General features: G+C 70.3%; 17 protein-coding genes and 1 riboswitch. Of the genes, 10 read left to right on the forward strand and 7 right to left on the reverse strand.

The window, feature by feature from the left end; all coding sequences use genetic code 11:
* Positions 1 to 73 precede the first annotated feature (73 nt).
* Positions 74 to 850 carry an isocitrate lyase/PEP mutase family protein gene (locus ACL00U_RS04115; protein WP_259575757.1) on the reverse strand — a complete coding sequence of 259 codons (777 nt, stop codon included), beginning with the start codon at positions 848 to 850 and terminating at the stop codon, positions 74 to 76.
* A 112-nt stretch (positions 851 to 962) separates the two neighbouring features.
* On the opposite strand from ACL00U_RS04115, the gene ACL00U_RS04120 reads away from it, so the two are divergent.
* Complete coding sequence (locus ACL00U_RS04120) at positions 963 to 2,150, forward strand: MalY/PatB family protein (protein ID WP_412873859.1); 1,188 nt, start codon at positions 963 to 965, stop codon at positions 2,148 to 2,150.
* 104 nt (positions 2,151 to 2,254) lie between these two features.
* Here the strand turns inward: ACL00U_RS04120 and ACL00U_RS04125 are convergent, their stop codons facing one another.
* Positions 2,255 to 2,440: a hypothetical protein gene (locus ACL00U_RS04125; protein WP_042539381.1), complete on the reverse strand. Its 186-nt coding sequence runs from the start codon at positions 2,438 to 2,440 to the stop codon at positions 2,255 to 2,257.
* A gap of 46 nt (positions 2,441 to 2,486) precedes the next feature.
* Entirely contained in the window at positions 2,487 to 2,975 is a 489-nt protein-coding gene (locus tag ACL00U_RS04130) for a GNAT family N-acetyltransferase (RefSeq protein ID WP_159557561.1), read from the reverse strand.
* Between the two features lie 68 nt (positions 2,976 to 3,043).
* Between ACL00U_RS04130 and ACL00U_RS04135 the strand changes: the two genes are divergently transcribed.
* On the forward strand, positions 3,044 to 3,928 hold the full coding sequence (locus ACL00U_RS04135) for a LysR substrate-binding domain-containing protein (protein WP_214518708.1): 885 nt from the start codon (positions 3,044 to 3,046) through the stop codon (positions 3,926 to 3,928).
* A gap of 46 nt (positions 3,929 to 3,974) precedes the next feature.
* Here the strand turns inward: ACL00U_RS04135 and ACL00U_RS04140 are convergent, their stop codons facing one another.
* From ACL00U_RS04140 to ACL00U_RS04155, 4 genes are read right to left on the reverse strand one after another with little or no spacing between them, the layout of a single operon-like run.
* Positions 3,975 to 4,229 (reverse strand): hypothetical protein, encoded by a 255-nt coding sequence (locus ACL00U_RS04140; protein ID WP_017887084.1) that lies wholly within the window; start codon positions 4,227 to 4,229, stop codon positions 3,975 to 3,977.
* Positions 4,226 to 4,708 carry an FBP domain-containing protein gene (locus ACL00U_RS04145; RefSeq protein WP_017887083.1) on the reverse strand — a complete coding sequence of 161 codons (483 nt, stop codon included), beginning with the start codon at positions 4,706 to 4,708 and terminating at the stop codon, positions 4,226 to 4,228. The genes ACL00U_RS04140 and ACL00U_RS04145 overlap by 4 nt, the downstream gene beginning before the upstream one ends.
* Before the next feature lie 37 nt (positions 4,709 to 4,745).
* Complete coding sequence (locus ACL00U_RS04150; RefSeq protein ID WP_017887082.1) at positions 4,746 to 5,483, reverse strand: M48 family metalloprotease; 738 nt, start codon at positions 5,481 to 5,483, stop codon at positions 4,746 to 4,748.
* 13 nt (positions 5,484 to 5,496) lie between these two features.
* A complete protein-coding gene (locus ACL00U_RS04155; protein ID WP_031259691.1) occupies positions 5,497 to 5,871 on the reverse strand; it encodes a BlaI/MecI/CopY family transcriptional regulator in 375 nt (124 codons plus the stop codon).
* A gap of 96 nt (positions 5,872 to 5,967) precedes the next feature.
* Positions 5,968 to 6,087: riboswitch (glycine riboswitch) on the forward strand.
* Positions 6,088 to 6,238: 151 nt separating this feature from the next.
* Between ACL00U_RS04155 and gcvT the strand changes: the two genes are divergently transcribed.
* From gcvT to ACL00U_RS04195, 8 genes are all read left to right on the forward strand, one after another.
* Positions 6,239 to 7,384, forward strand: coding sequence for a glycine cleavage system aminomethyltransferase GcvT (gcvT, locus tag ACL00U_RS04160; protein WP_031259689.1), 1,146 nt, complete (start codon positions 6,239 to 6,241; stop codon positions 7,382 to 7,384).
* 4 nt (positions 7,385 to 7,388) lie between these two features.
* Positions 7,389 to 7,766 carry a glycine cleavage system protein GcvH gene (gene gcvH / locus ACL00U_RS04165; protein ID WP_412873860.1) on the forward strand — a complete coding sequence of 126 codons (378 nt, stop codon included), beginning with the start codon at positions 7,389 to 7,391 and terminating at the stop codon, positions 7,764 to 7,766.
* A complete protein-coding gene (gene gcvP / locus ACL00U_RS04170) occupies positions 7,763 to 10,684 on the forward strand; it encodes an aminomethyl-transferring glycine dehydrogenase (protein WP_412873861.1) in 2,922 nt (973 codons plus the stop codon). The genes gcvH and gcvP overlap by 4 nt, the downstream gene beginning before the upstream one ends.
* Before the next feature lie 593 nt (positions 10,685 to 11,277).
* Entirely contained in the window at positions 11,278 to 12,897 is a 1,620-nt protein-coding gene (locus ACL00U_RS04175; RefSeq protein ID WP_140448435.1) for a peptide ABC transporter substrate-binding protein, read from the forward strand.
* 224 nt (positions 12,898 to 13,121) lie between these two features.
* On the forward strand, positions 13,122 to 14,051 hold the full coding sequence (locus ACL00U_RS04180; RefSeq protein ID WP_140448436.1) for an ABC transporter permease: 930 nt from the start codon (positions 13,122 to 13,124) through the stop codon (positions 14,049 to 14,051).
* Complete coding sequence (locus ACL00U_RS04185; protein ID WP_140448437.1) at positions 14,041 to 14,991, forward strand: ABC transporter permease; 951 nt, start codon at positions 14,041 to 14,043, stop codon at positions 14,989 to 14,991. Before ACL00U_RS04180 ends, ACL00U_RS04185 begins: the two co-directional genes overlap by 11 nt.
* The gene (locus ACL00U_RS04190) at positions 14,988 to 16,730 is read left to right on the forward strand and encodes a dipeptide ABC transporter ATP-binding protein (protein WP_017887074.1); all 1,743 of its coding nucleotides are present in this window, start codon (positions 14,988 to 14,990) and stop codon (positions 16,728 to 16,730) included. The genes ACL00U_RS04185 and ACL00U_RS04190 overlap by 4 nt, the downstream gene beginning before the upstream one ends.
* Before the next feature lie 62 nt (positions 16,731 to 16,792).
* Positions 16,793 to 17,299 (forward strand): PH domain-containing protein, encoded by a 507-nt coding sequence (locus ACL00U_RS04195; protein WP_042539361.1) that lies wholly within the window; start codon positions 16,793 to 16,795, stop codon positions 17,297 to 17,299.
* The last annotated feature ends 175 nt before the right edge of the window (positions 17,300 to 17,474 follow it).

The raw sequence follows: 17,474 nt of genomic DNA on the forward strand, positions 1-17,474 counted from the left end.
GGCGTGACGCGACCACGGGACGGACGGGAGGCCCGTGGCGACACCGCCACGGGCCTCCCGTCCGTCTGCTCCGTCAGTTCAGGGTCGGGGTGTCCTCCGGCACGACGCCGTCGGCGTACAGGTCGGTCGCCAGGTCGCGGAGCGCGCGCAGCGCGACCCGCTGCGTGAGCGGGCCGTAGGAGATGCGGGCGACGCCGAGCGCCTCGTACTCGGCGGCGGGCAGGGCGCCGGGCAAGCCGATCACCGAGAGCTTGCCGCGACCGAGACCGGCGACGAGCCGCTCGACCACGGAACGATCGATCGCGCCGGGCACGAAGACCAGCGCGGCGCCGTTGTCCAGGAACGCCCTGCCTCGGGCGATCGCGTCCTCGATGCTCTCGTCGATCGGGCGCTCGCCGCCGCGGGCGATCGCGTCGGTGCGGGCGTTCAGCTGGAAGTCGACGCCCTCGGCCTGCGCCGCTGCGGTGATCGCGGCGACGCGGGCGACCGCCTCGTCGAAGGGACGCAGCCGGTCCTCGACGTTGGCGCCCACGATGCCCGAGCCGATGGCCCGGCGGATGGTCTCGGCGGGGTCCTGGTACCCGTCGTCCAGGTCGGCGGTGACCGGCAGGTCTGTCGCGGCGGACACGATCGCGGCACCCGACAGGGCGAGGTCGAGGGGCATGCCGCCGTCCTCGTACCCGTACGACGCGGCGATCGAGTGCCCGGCGGTGGCGATCGCCTTCGTGCCGGGCAGGTCGCTGACGACCTTCGCGGTGATCGCGTCCCACACGTTCACGACGCGCAGGATCTCGGGGGCTTCGTGCAGCTGCTTGAGGGTGACGGCCTTGTCGGCGGTGCTCGTGCTCATGTCGCCGAGCGTAGGCCGACGGGGCGGCCCCCGGCCGTGACCCCACCCGAAGACGACGTGGGATGACGTCGGGAGTCGCGCCGGACCGCCGGGCAGGGGCATGCTGGGACGCATGGCGAGCGACGAGCAGGACCCGGTCGGCACGCTCCGCGGGGTCCGGACGAGCATCAAGTGGACGCGGTACGCGCCCGACGTGCTGCCCCTGTTCGTCGCCGAGATGGACCACGACGTCGCCCCGGCGATCCGGCAGGCGCTGATCGAACGGGTCTCGCAGTCCGACCTCGGGTACCTCGACGGCCCCGGGCCGCTCGCACCGGCCTTCGCGCAGTTCGCGCTGGACCGCTGGGGCTGGCAGATCGACCCGTCGCGGATCCACCTGGCCACCGACGTCAGCGTCGGGATCGTCGAGTCGCTCCGGCTCGCGCTGCCTGACGGCGGCCGCGTCGCGATCACCCCGCCGGTCTACCCGCCGTTCTTCGAGCTCGTCGAAGAAGCTCGATGTCAGGTCGAGGAGGTCCCACTGCTCGAGCAGTGGGGGCAGTACCGGCTCGACCTCGAGGGCCTCGAGCGGGCGTTCGCCAGCGGGGTCGGCGTCTTCCTGCTCTGCAACCCGCACAACCCCGTCGGGCTCGTGCACGACCGGGCCGACCTCGTCGCGATCGCCGAACTGGCCGCGAAGTACGACGTCCTCGTCATCAGCGACGAGATCCACGCACCCCTGACCCACCCCGGCGTGCAGTTCACCCCGTTCGCCGCCGTCGCCGAGCCCGTCGGAGCCCGGAGCGTGTGCGTGACCTCGGCGAGCAAGGGCTGGAACCTCGCCGGCGTGAAGTGTTCGGTCATCGTCGCCGGCGATCCCCGGACCGCCGCGCTCCTCGACACCCTGTGGGAAGAGGTCGCCTGCCGCACGAGCATCCTCGGGCTGCACGCGAACCTGGCGGCGTTCACCCTGGCGACGGACTGGCTCGACGACGTCGTGGCGCGCATCGTGGCGAACGACCGACTGCTCGCCAAGCTCCTCGCCGAACACCTGCCCGGTGTGGTCTACACGCGGCCGCGCGCCGGGTACCTGGCGTGGCTCGACTTCCGGGGCATCGGCCTCGGCGACGACCCCGCGGTGCCGCTGCGCGAGAACGCGTACGTCGCGCTGAACTCCGGGCTGGGGTTCGGGTCCGAAGGGCGGGGGTTCGTCCGGCTCAACCTGGCCTGTTCTCCGGAGACCCTGCGCGAGGCCGTGTTCCGGATCGCGTCGGCGTACCCGTCGAGCGCACAGGAGGGGCTGGTCTGGCACGTCGCGTGAGCGGTGGAACGGCGTCGTTGCCGGCTACACAGCACCGAGGGAACACAAGACGTCGGGTCGGCGCCACGCACTCGATGTCTTCTGCTCACTCGAGCCCGCCGGGGTCAGGCCACGTACTGGTTGCGGCCGACGACGCGGATGCGCAGGTCGTCGTCGCGGTCCATCGCGAGGAGTTCGCGGGCGACGAACCCGACGGACGGCCACCGGGAGACCTCGGTCACCATGAAGCCGTCGATGAACACCTGCCACGCGCCGGCCTCGCGGACCGCCTGCACCTCGTACATCGCCATGCCGTGAGCGTACCGGGACGGGGCCGCCGTCGGCGCAGGTCGAACGTCAGCGCAGGTCGAGCGTCATGTGCACGTCGGCCCGCACGTACGGGCTCGGGGCGATCTCATCCTCGTGCAGGTGCCGGAAGCCGAACGCCTCGTACAGGTGCACGGCGCTGGTGAGCTGCGCGTTGCTCTCCAGGTCGATGCGGTGTGCTCCGAGCTCGCGGGCCCGGTCGAGTGCCGCGGTGATGAGCTTCCGCCCGGTGCCGTGCCCCTGGTGGTCGGGGGAGACGGCCATCTTCACGAGTTCGAACACGCCGGGGGTGGTGGGCACGACCCCGATGCACCCGACGACCTGGTCGTCGAGCCGGGCGACCAGGACGGCACCGCCCTGCTCGACGACGCGGCCGACGGGGTCGGAGAGGAACACACGGTCCTCGTCCTCGAGGGTGAAGTACCGGGTGATCCAGGCCTCGTTGAGCGTGCGGAACGCCTCGGCGTCGGCGGGGGTGGCGAGGTCGGCGATGGTGACGGTCGAGGTCGCTTCGGGCATGCCTCCATCCTCGATCGACGATGCAGTCGCGTCCAATACTCGTTCGCGCTGATCGATACGCTGTGTGCATGGATCGAGAACCCGACGTCGACCTCCGTCACCTGCGGGCCTTCCTGGCCGTCGCCGACGAGTTGCACTTCGGCCGAGCGGCCGAACAGCTGCGGATGGCCCAGCCCGCACTGTCCCAGCAGATCCGGCGGACCGAGCGCGCGCTCGGGGTCGACCTGTTCGTCCGGACCAGCCGCAGCGTCGCCCTGACCGCCGCCGGCCGGGTGCTGCAGGGCCGTGCGCGGTCGTTGCTCGGGCAGGTACGGCGCGACCTCGACGAGACGGTCCGGGTCGGTCGGGGCGAGGTCGGACGGCTCGACGTCGGGTTCGTGGTCTCCGCGCTGCCCCTCGGGCCGATCGAACGGGTGCAGGCGTTCCGGGAGCGCTACCCCCTGGTCCGGGTGGAACTGACCGAGGGGTACTCGTCGACGCTGCTGGCGCGGATCGTCCGCGGCGAGCTCGACCTCGCCGTCGTCCGCGATGCCGACCCGGACCCCGCCGTACGCCTGCTGCCGTTCCGGTCCGAGGCGTTCGTCGCCGCCGTCCCGCGCGGGCACCGACTGGCAAGCCGCGAGCGCATCCGCGGCACCGAGCTGGTCGACGAACCGTTCGTGTTCTTCCCGGCGGTCGCCGGAGCACTGGCGACCGAGCGCAACCTGGCACCGGTCACCGCCGGTGGGCGCCGACCCGTCGTCGTGCAGGAGGCCACCACCTGGGCGACCGTGCTGTACCTGGTCGGGGTGGGCCTCGGCGTGACGGTGGTGCCGGAGAGCGCCGCGCTCGCCGCACCCGACACGGTGACGCTCCTGCCGCTCGAGGGCAGCGACCACCGCAGCGAGCTCGCGTGGGCGATGCGCGCTGACGACGACCGCGAGATCCTGCGCAACTTCGTCGCCGCGGACTGACCGAGCGGCCTCGGTGCACGGACGTGAGCCGGTCGGGCGTCCTCGTTCAGCCGAGCGACAGGACGGGCGCCCGGTGATCACCGAGCTCGTCGATGCGCCACGGCCGGGCCCCGCGCAGCGTCAGGCCGAGCTGCACGAGCACGAACCCGACGTGCGGTTCGACATCGGGGTCCCACGGGCCCTCGACCCCCAGGCCGAACGCGCCGAGTTCATCGTCGGCTTCGTCCCGCAGGGTGAGTCGCCACCGTCCGTCGCCGAGTTCCTCGACCACGGCCCAGCGGGCGGTGCCGAACCGGCTCACGCCGTCTTCATGATGTCCGCGGTGAAGTTCTGCACGCGCTGGAGCAGGGACGCACCCCGCATCGCGATGGTCGCCGGCGGGTTCAGGTGCGGCGGTGCGGTGCGGATGAGCATCGGGCAGCCGAGGTCTTCGCAGATGTACGTGCCGATGGTGTTGCCGTTGCGGCCGGACTCGCCAGCACGTGCGGCGGAGAACAGCCGGACCTGGGTCGCGGGCTGCGGGGAGTGGCAGAACGAGCACATCGCGGCGATGCCGGGGCGCAGCGACCCACCGGCGGACCGGACGACGATGCCCACGGGGCGCTCGTCGATCCAGGACACGATGTACCCGCGGCGGGCGGCCTGTGGGTCGCGCCACCCCAGGAACTCGCGCTCGTCCCAGAGGGTCTCGTGCAGGCCGGGGATGGGCAGCTGTGCGAGTTCGTCGGCTGTGGCGTTCACGAACGACGATCGGATGTCGGCTTCGGTCAGTGGCTTCACGGTGCTGACACCCTATTCCTCGCCTCCGACAGGGGCGCTACGACAGCCTGGAGGCTCGGATCGCGCCGAGCGCGCTGCTCCCGTCCGCCACCAGCACCGCCCGGCGCAGGGCGTCGCGTCCGACGCGACGGGCCGCCGCGTCGTCCGCGGCGAACTCCACGAGCACGCGCGTCGACCGCGCCATGGCGCGCGCACCGGGCACCCACGGGACCGCACGCTCGATCGATTCCGCGACCGCGACCGCAGCCGCGTGGTGCTGGGTCAGGTGGGCGCGTTCGTGGGCGACCACGGCCTCCAGTTCGTCGGTGCGCAACCGGTCTGCCAGGCCGGTGCTGACCAGGACCCCACCGCTCCGACCCGGCACGGCGCACGCCAGTGCGTGGTCCGCCTCGACGACGGCGACGGGGGTGCCGTCGATCTCGCGGTGCGGGGCGACCCCGGAACGCATCGCCTGCCGGACGGCCTCGTGTTCGGGGCCGGGGCGGACCCGGACCGCGACGACGAACGCGACGACCGCGAGCACCGCGACGCCCACGTTGAAGCCGTGCGTGGGGGAGCCGTCCCCGCCGAAGAGCTCGGTGACCGGACGGTCGGCGAGCACGACAAGGGCAATGCCGGCCACGAAGCCGACGACGCCGAGCAGGACCGCGATGGACCAGCAGACCAGCGCGGTGCGGGGCAGGTCGATCGTCCAGGCGGAACGGGTCAGGACCCGGGGCGCGAACACCACCACCGCGAGTGCGAGGACGATGAGCGCGATGCCGGCGACGACCACGGTGTGCGGCCGGTCAGGAGCGGGCGCGGGCGTCGAGGGCGCGGCGCAGGGCCTCGAGGTCGTCCGAGGCGAGCGACCCGGTGAACTGCAGCAGTGCGGCCTCGCGGTCGGTCGAGGCGGCCAGCGCACTCGACATCAGTGAGGCGGTCTGCTCGTCGCGACTGTGCACGGCGCGGAAGGTCAGGGGAGCGTCGTCGTGCTGCTCCCGTTCCACCTGGCCCTTGCGGCCGAGTCGGTCGAGCACGGTGAGCACGGTCGTCAGCGCGGGGCGGGGCTCGGGGAACGCGTCGAGGACCTGGCGTGCGGTGAGCCCGGCGTCGGCGGAGCGGAGCGCGTCGAGCACCGCCTGCTCCAGCTGCCCGCGGGGGCGCGATCGTTGTCCGGCCATCCCCGCATTCTACGAGATGTCGAAGGTTCGCTCGCGACACACGCCCGAAACGCGGCCTCGGTATGCTCGACGCGGACAACTGAACACACCGGCCGTTCATCCGTCGCGGGAGACGCCGTGCAGTACCTCTGGGTACATCGTGCCCTCGGGCGCGCGCACGGCACCGAAGGAGCAATCCCCCCGTCAATCTCTCAGGTCCCACACCGCAGCGGACAGGCCACTCTGAAAAGCAGACGCTCGGTCGTCTCGCCCACGGTGAAAGCCGCCGGACCTCACGGGCCGCGGTGAAACTCTCAGGCCCATGACAGAGGGGGAGTTCCACCCGGCGATCGTCGCCGGGCCCTGCCGATGCCAGGAGAACTCCGCCATGAGTCCGTCCCCACAGCCCACTCCGGGGCAGCGTTCGTCGCCGCTCGAAGCCGTGCACGAGGCCGCCGGTGCGACCTTCACCGACTTCGCCGGGTACCGCATGCCCGTGCGCTACTCGTCGGACCTCGCCGAGCACCACGCCGTGCGCCAGGCCGCCGGGGTCTTCGACCTGTCCCACATGGCCGAGATCGGGGTGACCGGCACCGACGCCGTCGCCTTCCTCGACCACGCGCTCGCCGGGTCCTTCGGGAAGATGCCGGTCGGTCGCGCCAAGTACTCGCTGCTGCTCGCCGAGAACGGCGGGATCCTCGACGACCTGGTCGTGTACCGGACCGACGACGACGTCTTCCTCGTCGTCGCGAACGCCTCCAACCGTGACGTCGCCGTCGCCGCGCTGACCGCCCGGGCCGACGGCTTCGACGTCGAGGTCTCCGACGACTCCGACACCACGGCCCTCGTCGCCATCCAGGGCCCCGCGGCGGCCGGCACGCTCGACGCCCTCGTCGTCGCCGACCGCCTGCAGCCCGAGACCCCGCTCGACGAGCTCGGCTACTACCGGGTGCTGCACGCGCTGTTCGACGGCGCCGACGTGCTCGTCGCGCGCACCGGCTACACCGGCGAGGACGGCTTCGAGGTCTACACCGACCCGGACACCGCCCCGGTGCTCTGGGACACGCTGCTCGAGGCCGGTGCCGACCGCGGGGTCGTCCCCGCCGGGCTCGCCGCACGCGACACCCTGCGGCTCGAGGCGGGCATGCCCCTGTACGGGCACGAGCTCGGCACCGACGTCCGTCCGGCCCAGGCAGGCCTGGGCCGCGTCGTCGCGAAGGACGGCGAGTTCGTCGGTGCTGCCGGCGTCACCCCGTCCGCGGACGCCCGCGTGCTCGTCGGCCTGGTGACCGAGGGCCGTCGTGCTCCCCGGGCCGGCTACGACGTCGTGCTCGACGGTGCGGTCGTCGGCACGGTGACCTCGGGCGCGCTCTCGCCGACGCTCGGTCACCCCGTCGCGATGGCCTTCGTCGACCCGGCTGCGCTCGCCGCCGCGTCGGACGGGGCACAGGTCCTCCACATCGACGTCCGGGGGACTGCCGTCCCCAGCACGGTCTCCGCGTTCCCCTTCTACCGCCGCGCCTCGAAAGGCTGACCCCATGACCGACCAGACCGCACTCCAGTACACGGCCGACCACGAGTGGCTGCTCGTCGAGGGCGACACCGTCACCGTCGGCATCACCGACCACGCCGCCGAGCAGCTCGGTGACGTCGTCTACGTCGAACTTCCCGCTGTCGGCACCGCCACCACCGCCGGCGACCAGATCGGCGAGATCGAGTCGACCAAGAGCGTCGGCGAGCTCTTCGCCCCGATCGAGGGCGAGGTCCTCGAGGTCAACGACGCCGTCGTCGACACCCCAGACACCGTCAACCAGGACCCCTTCGGTGCCGGCTGGCTCGTGAAGATCAAGGTCGACGGCACCTCGTTCCCCGAGGACCTGATGGACCACGACGCCTACCGGGCCTCCATCGCATGACCGCGTTCGAGAACCTCCAGACGTCCTTCGCCGACCGCCACATCGGCACCACCCCGGCCGACCAGCAGGAGATGCTCGACGTCGTCGGGCAGCCGTCGCTCGACGCCCTGGTCCGTGCCGCGATCCCGGAGTCCATCCACGTCGGGCCCGTCGCCGACTCGGTGATCCCGGCCGCAGTCGGCGAGACCGAGGCGCTCGCCGAACTCCGCGCGAAGGCCGGTCGCAACACCGTCCGACGCGCCATGATCGGTCTCGGCTACCACGGCACCCACACGCCCGCGGTGATCCAGCGGAACGTGCTCGAGAACCCGAGCTGGTACACGGCGTACACGCCCTACCAGCCCGAGATCTCGCAGGGCCGCCTCGAAGCGCTCATCAACTTCCAGACCATGGTGTCCGACCTGACCGGCATGGCCACCGCCGGCGCCTCGATGCTCGACGAGGGCACCGCCGTGGTCGAGGGCATGCTGCTCGCCCGCCGCGCCTCGAAGGTCAAGGGCGACGCGTTCCTCGTCGACGCCGACCTGCTGCCGCAGACCCGTGCGTTGCTCGACCACCGTGCCGATGCCGTGGGCATCACGCTGCGCGCGTTCGACGCCGTCGACGGCCCGAGCGACGAGCAGCTCGACGGGGCGTTCGGCGTCATCCTGCAGTACCCGGGCGCCTCGGGCCGCATCGTCGACCCGTCGTCCGTCATCGAGCGCGTCCACGCCGGTGGTGGCATCGCCGTCGTCGCCGCCGACCTGCTCGCGATGACCCTGCTCGCCAGCCCCGGCGACCTGAGGGCCGACGTCGCCGTCGGGACCAGCCAGCGTTTCGGTGTCCCGCTCGGCTTCGGCGGCCCGCACGCCGGCTACCTCGCCGTGCGCGCCGGCCTGGAGCGCCAGCTGCCCGGTCGCCTGGTCGGGGTGTCCTTCGACGCCGACGGGGCGATGGCCTACCGCCTCAGCCTGCAGACCCGCGAGCAGCACATCCGCCGCGAGAAGGCGACGAGCAACATCTGCACCGCGCAGGTCCTGCTCGCCGTGATGGCGTCGATGTACGCGGTCTACCACGGGCCCGAAGGCCTGCGGTTCATCGCCGGTCGGGTCGCACGGACCACCGGTGCGCTCGCCGCCGTGGCACGCGACGCCGGGGTGGAGGTCGTGCACGACGCGTACTTCGACACGCTCACCCTGCGGGCCGTCGGTCGCGCCGAGACGATCGTCGCGGCAGCGCAGGACGCCGGCTACCTGCTGCACACGGTGGACGCCGACACCTTCCAGCTCTCCGTCGACGAGACGACCACGCCCGACGACGTCGTGGCGCTGGCGGGCGTGCTCGGCGCGGTGGACGTGACGGTCCCCGCGACCGAAGCAGCCGTGCGCGACGCGGCCACGGGCCTCCCGTCCGCCCTGCAGCGCGAGAGCGACTACCTGACGCACCCCGTCTTCAGCGCACACCGCAGCGAGACCCGCATGATGCGGTACCTCAAGCACCTGTCCGACAAGGACTACGCGCTCGACCGCGGCATGATCCCGCTCGGCAGCTGCACGATGAAGCTCAACGCGGCGACCGAGATGGCCGCGGTGACCTGGCCGGAGTTCGCGAACATCCACCCGTTCGCACCGCGTGAGGACGTCGAGGGGTACCTCGACATGATCGGCGACCTCGAGTCGTGGCTCGCCGAGGTCACCGGGTACGACACCGTGTCCCTGCAGCCGAACGCCGGCAGCCAGGGCGAACTCGCCGGGCTGCTGGCCATCCGCGGGTACCACCAGGCTCGTGGCGACGAGGACCGGACGGTCTGCCTGATCCCGTCGAGCGCGCACGGCACGAACGCCGCATCCGCGGTGCTCGCCGGGATGAAGGTCGTCGTGGTGGCCTGCGACGAGAACGGCAACGTCGACCTCGAGGACCTCCGGGCCCGCGTCGCCGCCAACGCCGACACCCTCGCAGCGCTGATGATCACGTACCCGTCCACCCACGGCGTCTACGAGCACGACATCCGCGAGATCTGCGACGCCGTGCACGACGCCGGCGGCCAGGTCTACGTCGACGGCGCGAACCTCAACGCGCTGCTCGGGCACGCCCGCTTCGGCGACTTCGGCGGCGACGTGTCGCACCTCAACCTGCACAAGACCTTCTGCATCCCGCACGGTGGTGGCGGCCCCGGCGTGGGTCCCGTCGCCGCGAAGGCACACCTGGCGCCGTTCCTGCCCGGGCACCCGTTCGCGCAGCAGGCCGACCGGCGCTCCGGTGCGACGACGGCCGACGCCGACGACCGCCTGGCGCACGCCGGCGGGCCGGTCAGCGCGGCGCCGTACGGCAGCCCGAGCATCCTGCCCATCACGTGGACCTACGTCCGGATGATGGGGCTCGAGGGCCTCACCCGTGCGACCGAGGCCGCCGTGCTCGGGGCGAACTACATCGCGTCCCGCCTGCGCGAGGCGTTCCCGGTGCTGTACACGGGCGACGACGGGCTCGTCGCACACGAGTGCATCCTCGACCTCCGACCGCTGCGGGACACCACGGGGATCACGGTCGACGACGTCGCGAAGCGCCTGGTCGACTACGGGTTCCACGCGCCGACGATGTCGTTCCCGGTCGCGGGCACGCTCATGGTCGAACCGACCGAGAGCGAGGACCTCGCCGAGCTCGACCGCTTCGTCGACGCCATGCTCGCGATCCGGGCCGAGGCCGCAGCGGTCGAGCGCGGAGAGTGGCCGGCGGACGACAACCCGCTCGTGCACGCGCCGCACACCGCCTCGTCGGTGATCTCGGGGGAGTGGGCGCACGCCTACACCCGCGAGCAGGCCGTCTACCCGCTGCCGGGCATCAGCGGCCGGAAGTACTGGCCGCCGGTGCGCCGCATCGACCAGGCGTACGGCGACCGCAACCTGGTGTGCGCCTGCCCGCCGATCGAGGCGTTCGCCTGATCCGGTCGGGCGCCGACACCCTGTGGTGATCGTCGCCGAGTGATTCGTGCCCCGTGCCTCGTGCCCTGCCTCGTGCCCTGCCTCGTGCCCCGTCCGGTTCTTCCGGGCGGGGCGCGGTCACGTCCGGACGGAAGGTGCCGGTCTGTGTCCCGGTCCTGGCGCTACTCGCCTCGGCCCGCTGGCGTCGGGTGGCCACGACACCCCGCTCAGTTCCGCCGAGTGGTCACGAACCGTCGTCCGGGCCTCCGCCGAGCGACGATTCGTGACCACTCGGCGGTGCACTCGCGGCATGTCGTGACCGCGGACCAGTGCCCCGGAGCCGTACCCCTGAGCGATGCTCGGCCGTCCCCCGACTTGCACAGAACTGTGCCGGAGTGCAACAGATTTCATGCGGATGCAACAAAAACGCACCCTTCACCTGAGTGCGCGCGAATCTTGCATCGTCTCGCAAGGATCGTGCAAGTTGGTTACCGGCGTGTAACCGTTCGCTCCAGGGTTTGGACGCCACTGTTCACCTTGCCTACGCTGCAAAGGTCAAACGCGCCCGGGTGACACAGCTGTGCCCGAACGCGTCCCATGCACCAGGAGGAACCTTGATCAAGAAGCGCGCCGGGCTCACCGCCCTCGCCGTGCTCGGGGCCACAGCACTCGCCCTGACCGCCTGCTCCAGCAACAGCTCCAACGGGGGTGGCTCGGCGAACGCGTCCGGGATCGTCACCACGAACGGCACCGAGCCGCAGAACCCGCTGATCCCGTCGAACACCACCGAGACCGGTGGCGGCAAGATCATCGACTCGCTGTTCGAGGGCCTCGTCTCGTACGACGCCGACGGCAAGCCCGTCAACGAGGTCGCGAAGAGCATCGACACCGATGACTCGAAGACCTTCGACATCAAGCTGAACACGAACTACACGTTCACGAACGGCGAGAAGGTCACGGCCGAGTCGTTCACGAAGGCGTGGAACTGGGCTGCCCAGAAGTCCAACATCCAGGGCGCCAGCTACTTCTTCGAGAACATCGAGGGGTACAACGCCGACAAGGACTCCGAGCTCACCGGCCTCAAGGTCGTGAGCGACGACGAGTTCACCGTGACGCTGAAGTCGGCCCAGTCGGACTTCCCGCTCTCGCTCGGCTACTCGGCCTTCGTGCCGCTGCCGTCCGCGTTCTACAAGGACACCAAGGCGTTCGGTGAGAACCCGATCGGCAACGGTCCCTACAAGCTCGACGGCAAGAAGGCCTGGACGCACAACTCCTCCATCAAGCTCGTCACCAACAAGGACTACGAGGGCAAGCGCAAGCCGAAGAACGGTGGTCTGACGATCACGTTCTACTCCTCGCCGGCCACCGCGTACTCCGATGCCCAGGGCGGCAACCTCGACGTCCTGGACCAGGTTCCGGACAGCTCGTTCGAGACGTACAAGTCCGACTTCCCGGACTCGAACGTCAACAAGCCGGCTGCCATCTTCCAGGCGATCTACCTTCCGTACTACCTCGACCACTGGAAGGGTGAAGAGGGCGCCCTGCGTCGCGAGGCCGTCTCGATGGCCATCAACCGCAAGCAGATCACCGACAAGATCTTCGACGGCACGCGCACCCCGGCCAAGGACTTCACCTCGCCGGTGATCGCCGGCTGGAACGACGACCTCGAGGGCTCCGACGTCCTGGACTACAACGAGTCCGAGGCCAAGAAGCTCTGGGCCGAGGCCGACAAGATCTCGAAGTACAACGACACGCTCACCATCACGTACAACGCCGATGGTGGCCACGAGGCCTGGGTGACCGCGGTCACGAACTCGATCTCGAACACGCTCGGCATCAAGGCCGAGGGCAACGCGATCCCGACGTTCCAGGAAGCCCTGGACCTGCAGACGAACGACAAGCTCACGGGCGGCAGCCGCACCGGTTGGCAGGCCGACTACCCGTCGCTGTACAACTTCCTCGGCCCGACCATGGGCAAGGGTTCGTCGAACAACTACTCGCGGTACGACTCCAAGGAGTACAACGCGCTGCTCGCCAAGGGCCGCTCGGCTGCCACCGTCGAAGAGGGCAACAAGTCCTTCGATGAGGCACAGGAACTGCTGTTCAAGGACCTGCCCGAGATCCCGCTCTGGTACCAGAACGTCACCGGCGTCTGGAACGCCGACAACGTGTCGAACGTCAAGTTCGGCTGGAACTCGGTGCCGCTGTTCTACGACATCGAGGTCAAGAACTGACCCTGGTCTCGTAGAGACCACCACGCGAGCAGGTATCCTGCCTCGCGGCCACCGGACGGGGGTTCGGGGACCACACGGTTCCCGAACCCCCGTACCGCGGCGGCAAGACCTTCCCCCACACCGCGGGCGCCCTCCCGCACCGGACTTCCGTGCCGACCCTCGGACCGTCCACCCCTCACCACAATGAACCTGATCGACATCGCTCCGGACCGGGCAGTGATCTGATGCTCTGGTACCTCGGCAAGCGCCTCCTGCAACTCATCCCCGTGTTCTTCGGGGCCACGTTCCTCATCTACTTCATGGTCTTCTCGCTGCCCGGTGACCCGATCGCCGCGCTGTTCGGCGACCGGCAGCCGTCGCCGCAGGTGATCGAGCAGCTCCGGCAGCAGTACAACCTCGACAAGCCGTTCATCGTCCAGTACCTGCTCTGGATCGGCGGCGTGTTCCGTGGTGACCTCGGCCTGACGTACTCGGGGCTGCCAGTCAGTCAGCAGCTCGCCTCCGCCTTCCCGATCACCGCTCGCCTGGCGATCCTGGCGCTGCTGTTCGAGTCGGTCGCCGGCATCGTCGTCGGTGTCATCGCTGGCCTGCGCAAGGGCAAGCTGTTCGACGCCACCGCGCTCGTCGTGTCGCTGCTGCTCATCTCGGTCCCGACCTTCGTCGTCGGGTTCCTGCTGCAGTACGTCTTCGGCATCAACCTCGGCCTGTTCCGAGTGACGGTGTCGAGCGACGCACCCTGGGACGAGCTGGTCCTGCCGGCCATCGTCCTCGCGACCGTCTCGTTCGCCTACATCGTGCGTCTGACCCGCGCGAGCGTCGCCGAGAACATGAGCGCGGACTTCGTCCGCACCGCGACGGCCAAGGGTCTCCCGCGTCGTCGTGTGATCGGTGTGCACATCTTCCGCAACTCGCTCATCCCCGTGGTGACCTACCTGGGTGTGGACATCGGCAACCTGATGGTCGGTGCCATCGTCACCGAGGGCATCTTCAACATCCACGGTGTGGGCGGCACGGTCTTCCAGGCCGTCAAGCTCGGCGAAGGACCGACTGTCGTGTCGTTCGTCGCCGTGATGGTCATCATCTTCATGCTCGCCAACCTCCTGGTCGACCTGCTCTACGCCGTCCTGGACCCGAGGATCCGCTATGCCAAGTAACGCCGCACCCCGTTCGGCGACGCACTACGTCGCCCCGATCGAGGAAACCCCGCTCCAGGCGGTCGACCAGGTCAACGAGGACGAGAAGACCCGTTCACTCTGGACCGACGCGTGGGACTCCATGCGCACGCGTCCGACCTTCTGGATCTCCTCGGTCCTGATCCTGCTGATCATCGTCGTGGCGATCTTCCCGGGGCTCTTCGCCCACGTGGACCCGTCGAAGGCGAACCTGAACAACAGCAACGAAGGACCCCGAGCCGGGCACATCCTCGGGTTCAACCGTCAGGGCTACGACGTCTACGCGCGCGTGATCTGGGGTGCCCAGAACTCGCTCATCGTCGGTCTCGTCGCGACGATCCTGGTCTCGATCGTCGGCATCGTCATCGGGTCGCTGGCCGGATTCTACGGCGGCTGGCTCGACACGATCGTGTCCCGCATCGGCGACATCTTCTTCTCGATCCCCACCGTGCTCGGTGCGATCGTGATCATGTCGGTGATCCCTGCCCGGAACGCCGTCACGGTGTCCCTGGTCCTCGCCGCGTTCGCGTGGCCACAGATCGCTCGCATCATGCGCGGGGCTGTGCTCAGCGCGAAGCAGTCGGACTACGTCATGGCCTCGGCCGCGCTCGGCGTCAGCCGCTTCAAGACGTTGGTCCGGCACGTCATCCCCAACTCGCTGGCTCCGGTCATCGTCGTCGCAACCGTGTCGCTCGGCACGTTCATCGTGGCGGAGGCGACCCTGTCCTTCCTCGGTATCGGGTTGCCGCCTTCGGCGCTCAGCTGGGGCCTCGACATCGGGACGGCGCAGACGTCGATCCGCACGAACCCGTCGACGATCTTCTGGCCGTCGGCAGCCCTGTCCATCACCGTGCTCGCGTTCCTGCTCCTCGGTGACGTGGTGCGCGATGCGCTCGACCCGAAGGCGAGGGCCCGCCGATGAGCGAGACACTGACCCAGCCGAACAGCCGCCGTACCGGCGGCTCCGGCGCCCCGCTGCTCGAGATCACCGACCTGCAGGTCGGCTTCAAGACCCAGAGCGGCCTCGTGCAGGCCGTCCGCGGCGTGAACCTCACCCTCGAACAGGGCGAGCGCCTGGCCATCGTCGGCGAGTCCGGTTCCGGCAAGTCGACGAGCGCCCAGGCGATCATCAAGCTACTCCCCGGCACCGGTGAGGTCACCGGCGGCTCGATCAAGTTCAACGGGCGCGAGCTCGTCGGGCTGAGCGACAAGGAGATGTCGGAGATCCGCGGGAAGGAGATCGGCTACGTCCCCCAGGACCCGATGTCGAACCTCAACCCGCTGTGGTCGATCGGCTTCCAGGTCGAAGAGGCCATCCGTGCGAACGGCATGGCGACCGGCAAGGCCGCCGTCCGCGCCCGCGCGGTCGAGGTCCTGCAGGAAGCCGGCCTCGGCGACGCGTCGACCCGCCTGAAGCAGTACCCGCACGAGTTCTCCGGCGGCATGCGGCAGCGTGTGCTCATCGGCATCGGTCTGTCGAGCCGCCCGCAGCTGCTCATCGCCGACGAGCCGACGAGTGCGCTCGACGTCACGGTCCAGCGCGTCATCCTCGACCACCTCGAGACCCTGACCCGCGACTTCGGCACCTCGGTGCTGTTCATCACGCACGACCTCGGCCTCGCTGCCGAGCGGGCCGAGAAGCTCGTCGTGATGTACAAGGGACAGGTCGTCGAGGCCGGCCCCTCCAAGGAGATCCTGGCCAACCCGCAGCACCCGTACACGCAGCGCCTCGTCGCGGCGGCCCCCTCGCTGGCCAGCCGTCGCATCCAGTCGAAGGTGCAGCACCAGCGGATCGACATCGCCGACACCGGCAGTGACGACGCCGAGCTCATCGCCCGCGCCCAGGAGCGCGAGCACCGTCCAGCCGAGGACCTCATCGTGGTGAAGAACCTCGAGAAGGTCTACAAGCTGCGCGGCAAGAGCCTCGCCACGCGGGAGCTCAAGGCCGTCGACGACGTGTCGTTCTCGATCCAGAAGGGCACCACCACGGCGCTCGTCGGCGAGTCCGGTTCGGGCAAGTCGACCGTCGCGAAGCTCGTCCTGCAGCTCGAGAGCATCACGAGCGGCACCGTGCAGTTCGACGGCATCGACATCGGCGCGCTGAAGGGCAAGGACCTCTTCGACTTCCGCCGCCGTGTGCAGCCGGTGTTCCAGGACCCGTACGGCTCCCTGGACCCGATGTACAACGTCGGGAACACGATCGCCGAGCCGCTCGCCACGCACAAGGTGGGCGACAAGGCCTCGCGCCGTGCCCGGGTGCTCGAGCTCCTCGACCAGGTCGCGCTCCCGAAATCGATGGTGAACCGCTACCCGAACGAGCTGTCCGGTGGTCAGCGACAGCGCATCGCCGTCGCTCGCGCGCTGGCGCTCAAGCCGGAGGTCATCGTCCTCGACGAGGCCGTCTCCGCGCTCGACGTGCTCGTGCAGGGCCAGATCCTCGACCTGCTCACCGAGCTGCAGACCGAGCTCGGCCTGACGTACCTGTTCATCACGCACGACCTCGCGGTCGTCCGCCTCGTCGCGGACAACGTGTGCGTCATGCGTCGTGGGCAGATCGTCGAGAAGGCGACGACCGACGAGGTCTTCGCCGCCCCGAAGGAGCAGTACACGAAGGACCTCCTGGCCGCCATCCCCGGCGCCGGGTTCGAGTTCGGACGCTGATCCCCCTGGACACGAACGAGGCCGGACGCCCCCTCGTCCTCCGCGCTGGTCGCGGGGGCGCGGTGGCGGCCGGCCTCGTCGCCGTCCTGGGCGTCTTCCTGCTGGGCGACGCCGCGTTCCGGGGGAGCTGGGACGTCGTGCTCCGCGCCGCCGGCCCGATCGCCGTGCTCGTCTGGGCGCTCTGGGTCCTGACCTTCCGCCCGTGCATCGTCATCGACGACCGTGCGGTCACGGTGCTCAACCCGCTCCGCCGCACCGTGGTGCCGTGGCACGCGGTCGCCGACGTCCGGCTCCGCTGGCAGATCGTGATCGAGACGGTCGCCGGACGCAAGGTCCAGTGCTGGGGCGGCCCGTCGCTGCCGCGGCCGAAACCCGCCCGACGCGGCGAGCGTGCCGTGATGCGCCAGCCCGACGAGATGACGGTCCTGCTCGACCGATGGTCTGAGCGCCGCGCCGCGACCGGCACCGGTGATGCCGTGCGCGGCTGGGACGCGCCGGCACTGGCGGTCGGCGCCGCTGCGCTGGCGCTGCTCGCCGCTTCGCTGCTCAGCCTGTGGCTGGGAGCCTGACGCGGCTCGCGATCGCGACCACACGACGGACGGGAGGCCCGGCGCACGACGTGCGTCGTCCCTCCCGTCACGGCCGTCGCCCCGCTGGCGCGGTGCGCCGGTACCGGCGGGATGGGCCCACCTCCCGTCACGGCCGTCGCCCCGCTGGCGCGGTGCGCCGGTACCGGCGGGATGG

The organism is Curtobacterium poinsettiae (genome assembly GCF_047226435.1).
GTDB classification, from domain to species: Bacteria; Actinomycetota; Actinomycetes; order Actinomycetales; family Microbacteriaceae; genus Curtobacterium; species Curtobacterium poinsettiae.